The 14,843-nt window shown below is 65.9% G+C and carries 17 protein-coding genes; 14 read left to right on the forward strand and 3 right to left on the reverse strand.

Annotation, left to right across the window (positions count from 1 at the left end; translation table 11 throughout):
• Nucleotides 1-129 precede the first annotated feature (129 nt).
• Both AC1DJB_RS15555 and AC1DJB_RS15560 read left to right on the forward strand, forming a co-directional pair.
• Nucleotides 130-1,473 (forward strand): M16 family metallopeptidase, encoded by a 1,344-nt coding sequence (locus AC1DJB_RS15555; RefSeq protein ID WP_441433215.1) that lies wholly within the window; start codon nucleotides 130-132, stop codon nucleotides 1,471-1,473.
• Between the two features lie 87 nt (nucleotides 1,474-1,560).
• Nucleotides 1,561-2,022 (forward strand): DUF1579 family protein, encoded by a 462-nt coding sequence (locus AC1DJB_RS15560; protein WP_284989347.1) that lies wholly within the window; start codon nucleotides 1,561-1,563, stop codon nucleotides 2,020-2,022.
• A 25-nt stretch (nucleotides 2,023-2,047) separates the two neighbouring features.
• Here the strand turns inward: AC1DJB_RS15560 and AC1DJB_RS15565 are convergent, their stop codons facing one another.
• From AC1DJB_RS15565 to moaA, 3 genes are all read right to left on the reverse strand, one after another.
• Nucleotides 2,048-2,341: a hypothetical protein gene (locus AC1DJB_RS15565; protein WP_306962826.1), complete on the reverse strand. Its 294-nt coding sequence runs from the start codon at nucleotides 2,339-2,341 to the stop codon at nucleotides 2,048-2,050.
• Nucleotides 2,342-2,421: 80 nt separating this feature from the next.
• Nucleotides 2,422-2,688 carry a MoaD/ThiS family protein gene (locus AC1DJB_RS15570; protein WP_284989345.1) on the reverse strand — a complete coding sequence of 89 codons (267 nt, stop codon included), beginning with the start codon at nucleotides 2,686-2,688 and terminating at the stop codon, nucleotides 2,422-2,424.
• Between the two features lie 4 nt (nucleotides 2,689-2,692).
• Entirely contained in the window at nucleotides 2,693-3,823 is a 1,131-nt protein-coding gene (gene moaA, locus AC1DJB_RS15575; RefSeq protein ID WP_476910564.1) for a GTP 3',8-cyclase MoaA, read from the reverse strand.
• A gap of 172 nt (nucleotides 3,824-3,995) precedes the next feature.
• On the opposite strand from moaA, the gene AC1DJB_RS15580 reads away from it, so the two are divergent.
• The 12 genes from AC1DJB_RS15580 to AC1DJB_RS15635 all read left to right on the forward strand — a co-directional run bounded on the left by AC1DJB_RS15580 (nucleotide 3,996) and on the right by AC1DJB_RS15635 (nucleotide 14,742).
• Entirely contained in the window at nucleotides 3,996-4,733 is a 738-nt protein-coding gene (locus AC1DJB_RS15580; RefSeq protein WP_284989343.1) for a response regulator transcription factor, read from the forward strand.
• Complete coding sequence (locus AC1DJB_RS15585) at nucleotides 4,720-5,988, forward strand: sensor histidine kinase (RefSeq protein ID WP_476910565.1); 1,269 nt, start codon at nucleotides 4,720-4,722, stop codon at nucleotides 5,986-5,988. Before AC1DJB_RS15580 ends, AC1DJB_RS15585 begins: the two co-directional genes overlap by 14 nt.
• Nucleotides 5,985-7,544 (forward strand): molybdopterin-dependent oxidoreductase, encoded by a 1,560-nt coding sequence (locus AC1DJB_RS15590; protein WP_476910566.1) that lies wholly within the window; start codon nucleotides 5,985-5,987, stop codon nucleotides 7,542-7,544. Before AC1DJB_RS15585 ends, AC1DJB_RS15590 begins: the two co-directional genes overlap by 4 nt.
• Before the next feature lie 46 nt (nucleotides 7,545-7,590).
• Nucleotides 7,591-8,811, forward strand: coding sequence for a molybdopterin molybdotransferase MoeA (locus AC1DJB_RS15595; RefSeq protein WP_476910567.1), 1,221 nt, complete (start codon nucleotides 7,591-7,593; stop codon nucleotides 8,809-8,811).
• Entirely contained in the window at nucleotides 8,799-9,347 is a 549-nt protein-coding gene (gene moaC / locus AC1DJB_RS15600; RefSeq protein WP_307053501.1) for a cyclic pyranopterin monophosphate synthase MoaC, read from the forward strand. Before AC1DJB_RS15595 ends, moaC begins: the two co-directional genes overlap by 13 nt.
• The gene (locus AC1DJB_RS15605) at nucleotides 9,344-9,844 is read left to right on the forward strand and encodes a MogA/MoaB family molybdenum cofactor biosynthesis protein (RefSeq protein WP_306962839.1); all 501 of its coding nucleotides are present in this window, start codon (nucleotides 9,344-9,346) and stop codon (nucleotides 9,842-9,844) included. The genes moaC and AC1DJB_RS15605 overlap by 4 nt, the downstream gene beginning before the upstream one ends.
• Complete coding sequence (locus AC1DJB_RS15610) at nucleotides 9,834-10,289, forward strand: molybdenum cofactor biosynthesis protein MoaE (protein ID WP_236816685.1); 456 nt, start codon at nucleotides 9,834-9,836, stop codon at nucleotides 10,287-10,289. Before AC1DJB_RS15605 ends, AC1DJB_RS15610 begins: the two co-directional genes overlap by 11 nt.
• Nucleotides 10,290-10,350: 61 nt before the next feature.
• Nucleotides 10,351-11,109, forward strand: coding sequence for a 4-hydroxy-tetrahydrodipicolinate reductase (gene dapB / locus AC1DJB_RS15615; RefSeq protein ID WP_332603260.1), 759 nt, complete (start codon nucleotides 10,351-10,353; stop codon nucleotides 11,107-11,109).
• A 4-nt stretch (nucleotides 11,110-11,113) separates the two neighbouring features.
• Nucleotides 11,114-11,602 (forward strand): hypothetical protein, encoded by a 489-nt coding sequence (locus AC1DJB_RS15620; protein ID WP_306962844.1) that lies wholly within the window; start codon nucleotides 11,114-11,116, stop codon nucleotides 11,600-11,602.
• A 60-nt stretch (nucleotides 11,603-11,662) separates the two neighbouring features.
• A complete protein-coding gene (locus tag AC1DJB_RS15625; RefSeq protein WP_306962846.1) occupies nucleotides 11,663-12,025 on the forward strand; it encodes a hypothetical protein in 363 nt (120 codons plus the stop codon).
• An 86-nt stretch (nucleotides 12,026-12,111) separates the two neighbouring features.
• The gene (gene dapA / locus AC1DJB_RS15630; protein ID WP_059387812.1) at nucleotides 12,112-13,023 is read left to right on the forward strand and encodes a 4-hydroxy-tetrahydrodipicolinate synthase; all 912 of its coding nucleotides are present in this window, start codon (nucleotides 12,112-12,114) and stop codon (nucleotides 13,021-13,023) included.
• Nucleotides 13,024-13,050: 27 nt separating this feature from the next.
• The gene (locus AC1DJB_RS15635; protein WP_059387811.1) at nucleotides 13,051-14,742 is read left to right on the forward strand and encodes a ribonuclease J; all 1,692 of its coding nucleotides are present in this window, start codon (nucleotides 13,051-13,053) and stop codon (nucleotides 14,740-14,742) included.
• Nucleotides 14,743-14,843 lie beyond the last annotated feature (101 nt).

Genomic DNA, 14,843 nt, shown 5'->3' on the forward strand with positions numbered 1-14,843 from the left:
ACCGGTGGACATGTCCACCGGTCCTGCCCGGTTTTAACAACGGATTCCCGTCCCGGGGGCGATGCGCCCGCTGGTACGATTGCAGCCAGATTTGGCACCCATGATTTCCCGCAGAACTGAAAGGTCTTGATGACTGTCGTACCCCTCCCATTGGCGCAGACCGTGCCCGGCGGCGAATTGATCCATGGCGCCGAAGGCGGCTCCGTTGTCCGGCGTTCAGTGCTTCCGGGAGGCGTCCGGGTGCTCACAGAGGCCATGCCCGGGCAGCGATCCGCAACCATCGGATTCTGGGTGGGTGTCGGTTCCCGGGACGAGGCGGACGGCCAGCACGGCTCCACCCACTTCCTTGAGCACCTCTTGTTCAAAGGCACCAAGAAGCGCACAGCCCTGGAGATCGCGTCCGCTTTCGACGAGGTCGGCGGTGAATCGAACGCGGCCACCGCGAAGGAAAGCACGTGCTACTTTGCGCGGGTGCTGGACACAGATCTTCCGATGGCTATCGACGTCATCGCGGACATGATCACCGGCGCCGTGCTGGATCCTGCGGAACTTGAGCAGGAACGCGACGTGATCCTTGAGGAAATCGCCATGGACAGCGATGACCCCACCGACGTCGCACATGAAAACTTCGTGGCCGCAGTGCTCGGTGTGCATCCGCTGGGCCGACCGATCGGGGGCACCCCTGCCGCCATCAAGGCTGTGTCCCGCGATTCGGTGTGGGCACACTACCAGCGCTACTACCGACCCGACGAAATCGTGATCACCGCTGCCGGCGGCCTGGACCACGACATCGTGTGCCGCCTCGTGCTCGATGCCTTGCGGACGGCCGGGTGGGAGCTGAAGGAGACCGCTGCCCCCGTTGAGCGCCGCTCCACCGAGCGGGCGGACATCACGGGTACCGCAGGACTGCATGTGATCAAGCGTCCCGTGGAGCAGGCCAACATCATCATGGGTTGCCCCTCGATCGTGGCCACCGACGATCGGCGCTTCGTGATGAGCGTCCTGAACGCTGTCCTTGGCGGTGGCATGTCTTCGCGCCTCTTCCAGGAGATCCGCGAAAAGCGGGGCCTCGTCTACTCCACCTATTCCTTCGCCTCCGCCTATGCTGACGCAGGCTACTTCGGCATGTACGCCGGCTGCACGCCGTCGAAGGTCAAGCAGGTCCTGGAACTCCTGGGCGCCGAGCTGGACAAGCTCGCTGCCGACGGAATCACGGACGAGGAACTGCGCAAGGCCGTCGGCCAATTGTGCGGCGGAATCGTCCTGGCCCTTGAAGACACCGGTTCGCGGATGTCCCGCCTCGGCCGCGCCGAGCTCGTCTCCGGCGAATTCCAGGACATCGACGAAACGCTGGACCGCATCAAGGCCGTCACCGCCGAGCAGGTCCAGGAACTCGCCCGGGTGCTCGCCGAAGCCCCCCGCACCGTAACCGTCGTCGGGCCCTTCGAGGAATCCGAGACGTTCGGCCTCTGAACCCGCGTCCGGGTGGGGAAGGCTGGACGCGCCTGCTCGATCGGGAACATGATGGTGACGTATCCATCGTCCCGCGCAGGAGTCGCCATGAACGAGCCATTGAAGAGTCATGCACACACTGCGCTGGAGGCATTCCTGGGTCATTGGCGGGGGAGCACCGAGCTTGCGGCCTCGCCCTGGGGACCCGCCCGGACCGCCGACGCCGAGGTGACATTCTCGCGCGCGGCGGGAGGCTACGCCTTGGTGCAGAGCTACCGGCACATCGAGCCTGACGGCACCCATTTCGAGGGCCACGGTGTCTTCACCGTTGACCCGGACCACGGAGAGACCCTCTGGTACTACGTGGACAGTATGGGCCGGCCACCGGAAGCTCCGGCCCGCGGGCATTGGGAGGACGGCACGCTCAGGCTTGAGCGGCGTAGTCCTCGCGGGACCGCGCGCCACACCTTCAAGGTGGACGGCGGCGTGCTGACCCACACGGCGGAACTGAGGCTCGGGGATGCCCCGACGTTCAGCCCGTTCATGGTCTCTGTGTGCAGGCGCGTCTAAGGCACACGTCCGGCAGGCACAGCGTTCAGAGGACCTTGGCCTCCAACGACTCAACGATCCGCGCATCCGGCATGCCGTCGAGCGAGGCCGGCCTTCCAGGTCCACTCCACACCCGTGTCCGCAAGGTGTCCAGCATTGATTCAGCGCGCTCCCGCTCGGCGAAATCAAGCTCAATCAGGACCCGCTGGGAATCGTCCACGGGCTTGGAGACCCTGTACGAAACAACGCCGGAGCCGGCGCGATCTGCCGGATCCGAGTCGAACGACCGCTTCCATGCGTCGAAGTCGTTCACGGCGTGTTCGATCAGGAGGGTGTACATGGCTGTTCCTTTGCTGTTGCGCGGATAGGCACAGCGTAGGCTCCTTGGACCCCGGGAGCCACCCTCCGGCCGTGGCCGGCTCAGCCCCCGGCAAACGGCGGGAGGACGTCGACGACGTCGTCCGCACCGAGGGCCGCCGAATGGTCGCGGACCGCTATCTCGTTGCGCAGGAAGCTGCTGCGCGAAATGATCCGGGCCAGGGGCGGCGTGCCGGCCGGTGGTTCCGGACGTTCGACGGCGAGCACGGCCGCGATCAGCCCGTCCAAGCTGGTTCCGTCCGGGAGATCGTGGTGTTCCTCTTCGACGCCTGCCGCGGCGCGCGCGGCAGCGAAGTATCTTACGAGCAAAGCCTCAGCCTCCGATGGCGCTCATGCTGCGGTCTGGTTGGACGAAGTCGGGTGCGCCGAGGCCGGTGTGGTCCATGCCGTGTGCTTTGGGTTTGATCCACATGGCGTCCTGCCAGCGTTGGGCGAGTTCCTCGTCGCTGGCTCCGGACCGAAGTAGTCCCAACAGGTCGAATTCTTCGCGGGAGAACAGGCAGCTCATGATCTTGCCTTCGGCGGTGATCCTTGTGCGCCGGCAATCGGAGCAGAACGGTTCGGTGACGGAGGCGATGATGCCGACGGTGCCCAGGAGCGGACCGGTGGCTTGGACGGATGCCGGGTCCCGCCGTCGTACTTCGAATCGTTCCGCCGGTGCGCCGTCGCGTTCGCGCGGGTCCGGGGCCAGGGCGAAGTCGCGGGAGAGCAGTTCGCGGATCTCGGCTGCGGTGATCATGTCGCGCCGGGTCCAGCCGTGGTCGGCGTCCAGCGGCATTTGTTCGATGAAGCGCAGTTCATAGCCGCGCTCCACTGCCCAGGCCAGGAGCTCGGGGGACTCGGCGTCGTTGATTCCGCGCATGAGGACGGCGTTGATCTTGACCGGTCCCAGGCCTGCGGCCCGGGCGGCGTCGACGCCGGCCAACACCTTGTCCAGGAAAGGCCGCCGGGTCAGCTTCGTGAAGGTTTCTTCGTGCAGGGAGTCGAGGGACACGTTGATGCGGGTGAGTCCGGCTTCCTTGAGCGCCGCCGCTTTCTTGTCGAGTCCGACGCCGTTGGTGGTCATGGAGATCGGCAGATCGGGGTGCGCCTGGCGGAGGGCGGTGATGATGTCCACCAGGTCGGCGCGGACCAGGGGCTCGCCTCCGGTGAGGCGCAGTTCGCGGACCCCGAGCTGTTCGACGCCGATCCGCACCAGCCGGACGATCTCGGCGGCGGTCATCACGGCTTGTTTGGACAACCATTCGAGGCCTTCGGCCGGCATGCAGTAGGTGCAGCGGAGATTGCATTTGTCGGTCAGGGACAAGCGCATGTCGGTGGCCCGGCGTCCGTGACGATCGAACAGGCCAGGGGGAGTTCCTGCAGGGCGCGGCGGGGGCGCAGAAACGCCGCTTCCCGTCCCGTCGCCCGCAGGGGGCAACGGCATGCCTAGCTGAACACTCATGGGTTCAGGCTACGCCAGGCAGGGCCCGAGCGTGATATCGGCCACCGGTCACGTTCGTCATCCGCTCCCGTGGAAGGCAACGCAAGAGGTGACTTCTTACGGAATGCATACGGTTGGCCCGTGGACGCCCGGAACACGTACCGCGGGCACCACGCGAATCTATGCTGAAGGTGTGAACACGCAGCCCGCCCCGCACGGTGCCGACGTCGGCAATCGGCGCATCCTGCTGGTCGAAGACGAACAGACCATCGCCGACGTCGTCCGGGACTACCTGGTCCAGGCAGGCTTCCAAGTCGATCTCGCGGGCGACGGCTTCACCGCGCTGAGCCTCGCGGCCGCCAGGCGGCCCGACCTTGTCATCCTGGACCGGATGCTGCCCGGACTTGACGGCGTGGAAGTGTGCCGCAGGCTCCGCCTGGCCATGAGCGTACCGATCATCATGGTGACCGCCCTCGGCACGGAAGACGACCGGATCCTGGGATTGGAAAGCGGAGCGGACGACTATGTCACCAAGCCCTTCTCGCCCCGCGAGTTGGTCCTCCGCGTGAAGTCCGTCCTGCGCCGGAGCATCCGGGAATTCAGCCCGGAACCGCCAGTCGAACTCGCCGGCTTCGAATTGGATCCTGCCTCGCGCACAGTGCTCCAGGATGGCAAACCCCTGATGCTTACGGTGCGTGAGTTCGACCTGCTGGCGTTCCTCCTCCGCCGGCCCAACCAGGTGTTCAGCCGCGAGGATCTCATCAAGGCAGTGTGGGGTTGGGACTTCGGGGATTTGTCCACTGTGACCGTCCACGTCCGTCGCTTGCGGGAAAAGATCGAAGACAACCCCACCACCCCGGTGCTGCTCAAAACGGTCTGGGGAGTCGGCTACCGCTTTGACGCGAAGGAAGGTGGACATGCAGCCGGCTGAAATGTTCACCATCCTGGGCTGGATGCTGCTGTGGGCGGTCCTCATCGGCGCCTTGACCCTTGCCTTGCTGCGTTTCCTGCGTGGCGCGTCGATCCTGGTCCAGATTTGCCTCGTGGTGGTGGCCACCGTTGCCGTCCTCGTGGCAGGGATGGTGAGCGCCTTCAATGCGATGTTCATTTCCGCCCTGGACCTCGAAGTCATGTGGTACATCCTCGGGGTAGCCTCGGCCGTGGCGATCGCGATTTCCCTGGTCCTCGGGGCCGGGGTGTCCCGCAATGCGATCCGGCTCGTCGCAGCAACGCGGCGCCTCGGCAGCGGAGAAGCCCTCGATGGCTCCTTCCTGCCACAATCGGGATCCCGGCGGGCCGGACCGGCAATGAACTCCGAGCTCGCCCAGCTAGCCCAGGAACTCGAAGCGAGCAGCGTCAAACTTGAGGAATCCCGGCGACGGGAAGCCGCCGTCGAAACCGCCCGCCGCGAACTGGTCTCCTGGATCTCGCACGACCTCCGGACCCCTTTGGCCAGCATGCGGGCCATGGCCGAAGCGCTGGAAGATGGCATGGCCTCCGACATCCCCGCGTACTACCGCAAGATCATCGCCCAGACGGACCAGATGGCGGTCATGGTCAACGACCTCCTGGAACTGTCCAAAATCCAGGCGGGAACGCTCCGCCTGAGCGCAGAATCCCTCGACCTCTACGACCTCGTGAGCGACGCCATCGCCGATCTCGCGCCCCTCGCCGCCCAACGCGGCATCCGGCTCGACGGCGGCGGCGACCGGGAGTGCATGGCCGTCGCGGACGGCCCCAGCCTGGGACGGGCCGTCCGGAACGTGCTGCTCAACGCGATCATCTACAGCCGGCCCGACGGCGGGGTCATGGTTCGCGTCGGACGCGACGGGAGCGACGCCGTCGTCGACGTCGTGGACAGCTGCGGAGGCATCGACGAGGAGGATCTCGCCCACGTTTTCGAGACCGGCTGGCAAAAGGACCGTTCCCGGGGAGCGGGGAAGCCTGTGGAAGGGGGTGCACCGCGATACAGCGGAGCAGGCGTGGGGCTCAGCATGGTGGCGGGCATCGTGAAGGCTCACGGCGGCACGGTCACGGTGGCGAACACCGGCGAGGGCTGCCGATTCACGCTCCGCCTTCCGTCGGGTGCACAGGCCGCCCCGGCCCACGCCGAGGTATTTCCGAAGCAGACAGTCCACGCGGACACCGTTCCGTCCGAGAGCCCCAAACAGGCAGGCACATTATGAGCAGGACCACTTCGAAGAAAGCCGGTACCAGGACGGCCGTCCGGTGGGCGGCGGCGTGCGGCGTGGTGGCCATCGGGTTCGGGGTGGCGGCCGGCGAGTTGCTGGCCGGGTTCCTGAGCCCGTCCGTTTCACCGGTCACCGCGTTGGGCGGTGTGGTCATCGACGCCGTGCCGGGTTGGGCCAAGGAACTGGCCGTCAACCTTTTCGGCACCGCCGACAAACTTGCCCTGATTGTCAGCATCGCCCTGGTGACCTTGGTCCTCGCCGCGGTAGCAGGACTTCTGGAGTATCGGCGAAAAGGAGCGGGGCTCGCGCTCGCCTTGCTCGCTGGAGCTGCGGGGCTGGCTGCAGTGCTGACCCGTGCCCAAGCCGCGCCGACAGCCGCAATCGCCCCTGTCGTGGCCACGATGGTCACCATGCTTTTCCTCCGGCTCCTGATCCAGCGGCTGGAAACCTGGCGACCCGTGCCCGTTGCAAGCGACATGCCCTTGGCGCGCCGAAGCTTTATGCAATTGCTGGGTGGAACCGCGATAGCAGCGGCGGCGGCGGGGATCGTCACGACCCTCGTGCGGAGGGCGGGAACGGTGGCATCCGATTTCCGCCGCGGGGTGGCGCTTCCTGCCCCGGTGACGCCCCCGCAAAAGGTTCCCGACGGCGCCGCCCTCACCTTGGCGGGCCTGCAGCCGCTCGTCACGCCGAACCCCGACTTCTACCGGATCGACACCGCTCTGATCCCGCCTGCCGTGAATCCGCCGGACTGGACCCTCAAGGTGACTGGCCTGGTGGAACGCGAAGTCACCTTGGATTTCGCCGCCCTGCTGACGAAGCCGATGATCGAGCGTCACGTGACCATCGCTTGCGTATCCAATGAAGTCGGCGGAGACCTGATCGGCAACGCCCTCTGGCTGGGCTGGCCGGTCCGCGAACTCCTCGCCATGGCCGGACCGAAGCCCGGTGCGGACATGGTGCTCTCCCGCAGCACTGACGGCTGGACCGCCGGAACCCCCCTCGAGGCGCTCACCGACAACCGGGACGCGATCCTCGCCGTCGGAATGAACGGCGAACCCCTGCCGCTGGAGCATGGCTTCCCCGTCCGGATGGTCGTCCCGGGCCTCTACGGCTATGTTTCGGCCACCAAATGGCTGACCGAACTGAAGGTGACGCGTTTCGCCGACGATCAGGGCTACTGGGTCCCTCGCGGTTGGAGCGACCACGGTCCCATCAAGACCCAGTCGCGCATCGACGTGCCCCGGGACGGCCGCTCAGTAAAGGCGGGAACGGTCCAGTTCGGCGGTGTCGCGTGGGCTCAACACCGCGGCGTTTCCCGGGTGGAGCTGCGCGTCGACCGCGGCAAGTGGCAGGAAGCCAAGCTCGCGCCGGGGATCTCGTCGGATACGTGGTACCAATGGCAGCTGGGCCTTGAGCTGGGCTCCGGGAACCATGAAGTCCAGGTCCGTGCCACCGATGCCACGGGTACGCCGCAGCCCGAAGCCCAAACTCCCGTCGCCCCGGACGGCGCCACGGGGTTCCACACCATCCATGTCACCGCCAACTGACATTAGGCTGTGAAAGTCTGAGCGAACCAATCCGGGAGGAACCCTCGTGGCACGATCCGTCGCAGCACACCGCCAAGCCGTCCAGGAGCTGCTGTCCGGCCTCGCGGACACGAAGGGCACCGAGGAGCTTCCGCTGATGGGGGCGCTCGGCCGGGTACTTGCCGCCGATGTCCTGGCCCCGCTCAGCCTGCCGCCGTTCGCCAACTCCCAGATGGACGGGTTCGCCGTCCGCTCAGCCGACCTTGCCCCCCACGCAGGGAGCGACGCCGGTGCGGAGCTGACGGTCGTGGACCCGGTCCCGGCCGGCGCGGCACCGGTCCGACTCATCCCGGGCACCGCAGCCCCGATCATGACGGGCGCCATGATGCCCGAGGGGGCCGACGCCGTCGTGCCTATCGAACAGGCCCTGCCTGATGTCTTTCCCGTCCCCGGCGTGCCAGCAACTGTCCGTCTTCCCACCACCGAGCCGGGAACGTTCGTCCGCGACGCCGGGAGCGACATCACCGCGGGAACCGTCGCCTTGCACGCAGGAACTGCCCTCGGGCCCGGGCAATTGGGGCTGCTCGCCGCCTTGGGGATGACCGCCGTCGAGGTCCGCACGCCGGTGCGCGTGCTCCTGGTGACCACGGGCGACGAAGTCGTGGAGCCCGGCACGTCCCTGCCGGCAGGCAAGATCTACGATTCCAACGGAACCCTGCTCGAAGCCGCCATGCTGCAGTCCGGCCTCCACGTCACACGGACGGGAATCAGCGGCGACGATCCCGCCGAGCTGTTGGCGCTCCTCCGCGGCCGGAGCGGGACCGTCGATCTCATCGTCAGCACCGGGGGCGTCAGCAAAGGAGCCTACGAAGTGGTCCGGCAGGCGATGATGGGCCACGCCGTCGAATTCGTGTCGGTGGCCATGCAACCCGGCGGCCCCCAAGGGATCGGAATGTTCGACGGCGTGCCCTTCCTGGGATTCCCGGGCAATCCCGTGAGCTGCCTCGTGTCCTTCGAAATGTTCCTTCGCCCGGCGCTCGCCGCCGTGGTCGGAAGCCCCGCCTTGCGGCCCAGCCTGCAGGCCCGCCTTACGGAGTCTTTGACTTCGCCCGCCGGAAAACACCAGGTCCGCCGCGGAACGCTGCTTCCGGGGGGAACAGTCCGGCTGGAGGGCGGTGCCGGCTCCCATCTCATCCATGCGCTGGCCAACTCGAACGCGCTGGTCCAGGTGCCTGCGGCCGTCACGGAACTCGACGCCGGGGCGGAAGTGGAAGTATGGATGTTGTGAACGACACTCCAGAACCCGCCGGCATGGTCGGCGGCGCCCTTACGCATTTGCGCCAAGATGGTACAGCCCAAATGGTCGACGTCTCCGGGAAGGCCGTGACCACACGGGAGGCGACCGCCACGGCCACCGTCCACAGCACCGCCGAGGTGCTTTCCTTGCTCGGCGCCGGTGAGCTTCCGAAAGGCGACGCCCTCGCGGTAGCGCGCGTTGCGGGCATCATGGCAGCCAAGAAGACGCCCGAACTCATCCCGCTGTGCCACCCGCTGCCGATTTCCAAGGTCACCGTGGACTTCGAACTTGGCCCGGACACGGTGGTTGTCCTGGCAACGGTGAAGACCAGGGGCGTCACGGGCGTGGAAATGGAAGCGTTGACTGCGGCATCGGTGGCCGCCTTGAGCGTCTACGACATGATCAAGGCAGTGGACAAGCACGCAGTCATCAGCGGCATCCAGGTGCTGGCCAAGAGCGGCGGAAAGAGCGGCGACTGGGCCGTTCCCGCCCCGTCCGGCGCGCCCGGCGAAGGAGAGCGCGCATGAACGCCTGCGAACCCGTCCGTGGGCCGCGGAAGGCCGGCGTGGTCATCGCCTCCAACCGTGCCGCGGCAGGAATCTATGAGGACAAGAGCGGCCCCGTGATCCTGGACTGGCTGGTCGAACACGGCTACGAGACCTTCCCCGTCATGGTAGTGCCGGATGGGGAGCCGGTCGGTGCCGCCATCCGGGCGCTGCTGACCCTGGAACCCGCCGTCGTCATTACGAGCGGCGGTACCGGTCTGAGCCCCGATGACCGCACTCCGGAAGTCACCTTGCCTTTGCTTGACCGAGAAATACCGGGGCTCATGGAAGGCATCCGGCGCGCCGGTGCCGCCAAGACCCCCATGGCGATGTTGAGCCGGGGCCATGCAGGTACAGCCGGCAAGACGTTCATCGTGAACCTGCCGGGCTCACCGAAGGGCGTAATGGACGGCCTTGCTGTCCTTGATCCTGTCATCGCCCACCTATGCGATCAGTTGGAGGGAAGCCATGACCACTGAAACCGACTTCGAAGTCATCAGCGCGATCCTCAGCGCGGAGCCGATTTCCGTCGACCAGGCCATAGCGGCGGTTGAATCGGACACGGCGGGAGCGGTAGTGAGCTTCAGCGGCGTGGTCCGGAACCACGACGGCGGCAAACCCGTCGACAGGCTCAGCTACAGCGCTCACCCCACGGCGCACCAGGTCATGGCCGACGTCGTCGCGAAGCTCGTGGCCGAGCACTCGGGGGAGGCAGCCCAGCCTGTACGGATCTGGGCAGCGCACAGGATCGGCCTGCTGGAGATTGGCGAACCTGCGCTCGTCTGCGCCGTTGCCGCTGCACACAGAGGGCAGGCTTTCGCAGTGTGCTCGGAGCTCGTGGACAGGATCAAAGCGCAAGTGCCCATCTGGAAGGAACAGTTCTTCAGCGACGGCACGGTCGAGTGGGTCGGGGCAGGGGAGTAGCTTCCCGGCGACCCCACGTTGGGGCGAAAAACCCGGCGCGCCGCCCGGTAGGGTTAAGGGCATGACCGAACAACTTGCTGTCGCCGTTCTGGGCGCCCAGGGCCGCATGGGTATCGAAGCCGTCAAGGCGGTGGAGGCAGCCGCCGACATGAAGCTCGTCGCGGCGCTCGGCCGCGGCGATTCCCTTGATACCCTGCTCGACGCCGGTGCGAAGTATGTCGTCGACCTGACCGTTCCGGACAGCACCGAAGCGAACGTCCGCTTCGCCGTCGAACACGGCATGCACGCTGTTGTCGGCACTACCGGCTGGGACGCTGCACGGCTCGCGGCCTTGCGCGGCCTGCTTGCGGCGAACCCGGAATCCGGCGTCCTGATCGCCCCCAACTTCGCCCTCGGCTCCGTCCTCGCCTCGGCTTTCGCCGCCAAGGCCTCCAAGTATTTCGAATCGGTGGAAATCATCGAACTGCACCACCCGAACAAGGTGGACGCGCCTTCGGGCACCGCCGTCCGCACCGCCCAGCTCATTGCCGCCGCCCGCGAAGAAGCCGGCGTCCCGGCCAGCCCGGATGCCACGAACACGGCCCTCGACGGTGCCCGCGGTTGCGACGTGGACGGTGTCCGCGTCCACAGCGTCCGTTTGCGTGGACTCGTGGCGCATCAGGAAGTGCTCCTCGGCGGCCCGGGAGAGCAACTGACCATCCGCCACGATTCCTTCGACCGGGCGTCCTTCATGCCCGGTGTGCTGCTGGGACTGCGCAATGTGGCGTCCCACCCCGGGCTGACCGTCGGCCTGGACGGCTATTTGGATCTGGGGCTGTAGGCGCATGGGCTCGCTCTGGAAAGCATTCAAGGAGAACCGCACCAAGATCTGGGTGGGTGCCGTCACCCTGTTGTTGGTTCTTTACCTCGTGGTTACCTTCGAGCGCTCGATCCTGCTGCTCAGTGACGCGAACCTGGTCGCCAAGGGAATCGGAGCCGCCTACCTGGTGCTTCCGATCATTGGAGCGTGGGCATTGATCCGCGAGCTTGTTTTCGGTGCGCGCACGGAAAAGATGGCGAAGGTGCTCGAAGCCGAAGGCGGGCTGCCGGTGGACAACCTGCCGCGCACGCCGGGAGGCCGCATCGTGCGTGCAGCCGCGGACGCCGAGTTTGAAAAGTACCGGGTGGAGGCCGAGGCCGCCCCCGAGGACTGGCGTTCCTGGTTCCGGCTCAGCTGCGCCTACGATGCCGCCGGCGACCGCAAGCGCGCGCGGGAATCCATGCGCGACGCCGTGCGACTCTTCCGCGCTGAGCCCACCGCAGCGGAGCGGTAGCGTCCGGCCCCTCGGAGAGAACACCTTGTATTCGAATATATGTTCGAATACCATGGCTGCATGAACGATCCTTCGAAGCGGCCGAATGGCTATCCCCAAGGCCTGGATGGGCCCATGAAGGCGATGAGCCCGGGCGTCGTCGATTTCCTCTTCCGGCAGCTTGTCGCAGGGGAACCCCCTGAAGATGTGCAGTGGCGCCGCGAGGGAACCGTTCTGGGCGAACAGCAACCGGGCGCCGAACTTGCCAGGCGGCTCGCGGAGACCGACGTTGAATCGCTGACCCCCGTTGAATTGTTCGACTATGTGCGGGCAGCACAGCGGCTGGGAGCGTGGGCGGACCGCTTGCGGGAGTCCGCGGTTGCCCGGTATTGCTCGCCGGAGAGGCCAGCGACGCCCGGGCGCCACAGCGACGCTTCGGCCTGAGGCCGTGCTCCCATTTCGTTGAATTTGACGACAATCACGCGGGCCCCATTCTCCTAACCCGCAGCTGACAGGGTAACGTTTTTCATATGTCTGACTCTCGTGCGAACGTTCCTGCTCTCGGTACCCTTCTGACCGCCATGGTCACCCCGTTCACCAAGGACGGCGAAGTTGACTACAAGCAGGCAGCGGAACTGGCAGTCAAGCTTGTTGACGACGGCTGCGATGGCCTGGTGGTCACCGGAACAACGGGGGAGACGTCCACGCTCACCGACGAGGAAAACCTCGGCATGTTCCGCGCCGTGAAGGAAGCCGTGGGCGGTCGCGCGGCAATCATCGCGGGCACGGGAACCAATGACACCGCGCACTCGGTGCACCTCTCCCAGGAAGCCGCGAAGCTCGGCGTCGACGGACTCCTGCTCGTCACCCCGTACTACAACAAGCCGAGCCAGGCTGGCGTCCGGGCCCACTTCGAGGCCATTGCGTCCGCCACCGAGCTTCCTGTCATGCTCTATGACATTCCCGGGCGTTCCTCCATCCAGATCGCGCCGGAGACCATGATCGGCCTTGCCTCCCACCCCAACATCGTTGCGGTCAAGGATGCCAAGGCCGATTTCGCCGCGGCCACACGCGTCATGGCGGAAACCGACCTTCTTTTCTACTCGGGGGACGACGGACTGACCCTCCAGTGGATGGCCATGGGTGCGGTGGGCCTGATTGGCGTCACCACCCACGTTGTCACCCGCCGCTTCCGTGAGCTGATCGACGCCATCAACTCGAACGACCTTGGCACGGCACGCAAGATCAACTTCGAACTCGAGCCCGTGATCCGCGCAACCATGACCCGGGTCCAAGGCGCCGTCGCCGCCAAACAAATTCTTAAATGGCAGGGAGTCCTGCCCAACTCGGTTGTCCGTTTGCCCCTCGTGGAGCCGGACGCCGCCGAGATCGCAATCATCCGCGAGGACTTGGCGGAAGCTGGAATGGACTTCACTGTCTAGAACGATTCCGCCGGAAAGTAGCGCATTATGACCCAAACCGCCCTTCCCGGACTTGTCACCCCGCCCAAACTTCCGCAGGGAACACTCCGGATTGTGCCCCTCGGCGGGCTGGGGGAGATCGGCCGCAACATGGCCGTTTTCGAAATCAACGGCAAGCTGCTGGTGGTTGACTGCGGCGTGCTCTTCCCTGAAGAGACACAGCCGGGTGTCGACCTGATCCTGCCCGATTTCTCGTACATCGAGGACAGGCTGGACGACGTAGTTGCCATCGTCCTGACGCACGGCCACGAAGACCACATCGGCGCTGTGCCGTATCTTCTGCGCCTGCGCGCGGATCTGCCGTTGGTCGGTTCCCAGCTGACGCTTGCCCTCGTCGAGGCCAAGCTCCAGGAACACCGGATCAAGCCGTACACGCTGACGGTCGCCGAAGGGCAGGTGGAGCAGTTCGGCCCCTTCGAATGCGAATTCGTTGCCGTCAACCACTCCATTCCGGATGCCTTGGCCGTCTTCATCCGCACTGCCGGCGGCAACGTCCTGCACACGGGCGACTTCAAGATGGACCAGTTGCCCCTCGATGGCCGCATCACGGACCTGCGCCACTTCGCCCGCCTGGGTGAAGAAGGGGTGGACCTGTTCATGGCCGACTCCACCAACGCGGATGTTCCCGGCTTCACCACGGCGGAAAAGGAGATCGGCCCCACCTTGGACCGTTTGTTCGGCCAGGCCAAGAAGCGGATCATCGTTGCCTCCTTCTCCTCGCACGTGCACCGGGTGCAGCAAGTACTCGACGCCGCCGCCAAGCATGGCCGCAATGTCGCCTTCGTGGGCCGGTCCATGGTGCGCAACATGGCTATCGCCGCGAAACTGGGCTACCTTGACGTCCCGCCGGGAATCCTCGTGGACATCAAGAACATCGACAACCTGCCGGACCACCGCGTGGTCCTCATGTCCACGGGCTCGCAGGGCGAACCCATGGCGGCACTGTCCCGGATGGCCAACGGTGACCACCGCGTGGTGGTGGGCCAGGGCGACACCGTTATTCTGGCCTCGAGCCTCATCCCCGGCAACGAGAACGCGGTCTACCGGATCATCAACGGGTTGCTCAAGCTCGGCGCCGACGTCGTGCACAAGGGCAACGCCAAAGTGCATGTCTCCGGACACGCCGCTGCGGGCGAACTGCTCTACTGCTACAACATCCTCAAACCCCTGAACGCTATGCCTGTGCACGGCGAAACCCGTCACCTCATCGCCAACGGCAACCTGGCGGAGGACTCCGGCGTGCCCTCGGACCGCGTCATCCTCAGCGACAACGGCACAGTCATCGACGTCAGGGACCACAAAGCCAATGTTGTTGGCCAGGTGGAAGTGGGCTTCGTCTATGTGGACGGCTCCAGCGTGGGTGAAATCACCGACGCCGACCTCAAGGACCGCAGGATCCTCGGCGACGAGGGCTTCATCTCGGTCATCACCGTGATCAACCGGACCACCGGCAAGATCGTCTCGGGCCCGGAAATCCACGCCCGCGGCGTGGCCGAAGACGATTCCGTGTTCGACGAAATCATCCCCAAGATCAATGCTGCCCTCGAAGACGCGGTGCTCCACCACGCGGACCACACCAACCACCAGCTCCAGCAAGTCGTGCGCCGCGTGATCGGCACGTGGGTCAACCGCAAGCTTCGCCGGCGCCCCATGATCATCCCGTTGGTTCTGGAAGCATAGCCCGGACGGAGAAGACTCCGAACGGCCCGGTTCAAGCGAACCGGGCCGTTCGTGTTTGAAGGCCAGCCCGCCGCGGAACCAGGTCCGCGGATTGTTCTACA

This window comes from Arthrobacter sp. 01T428 (assembly GCF_056398685.1).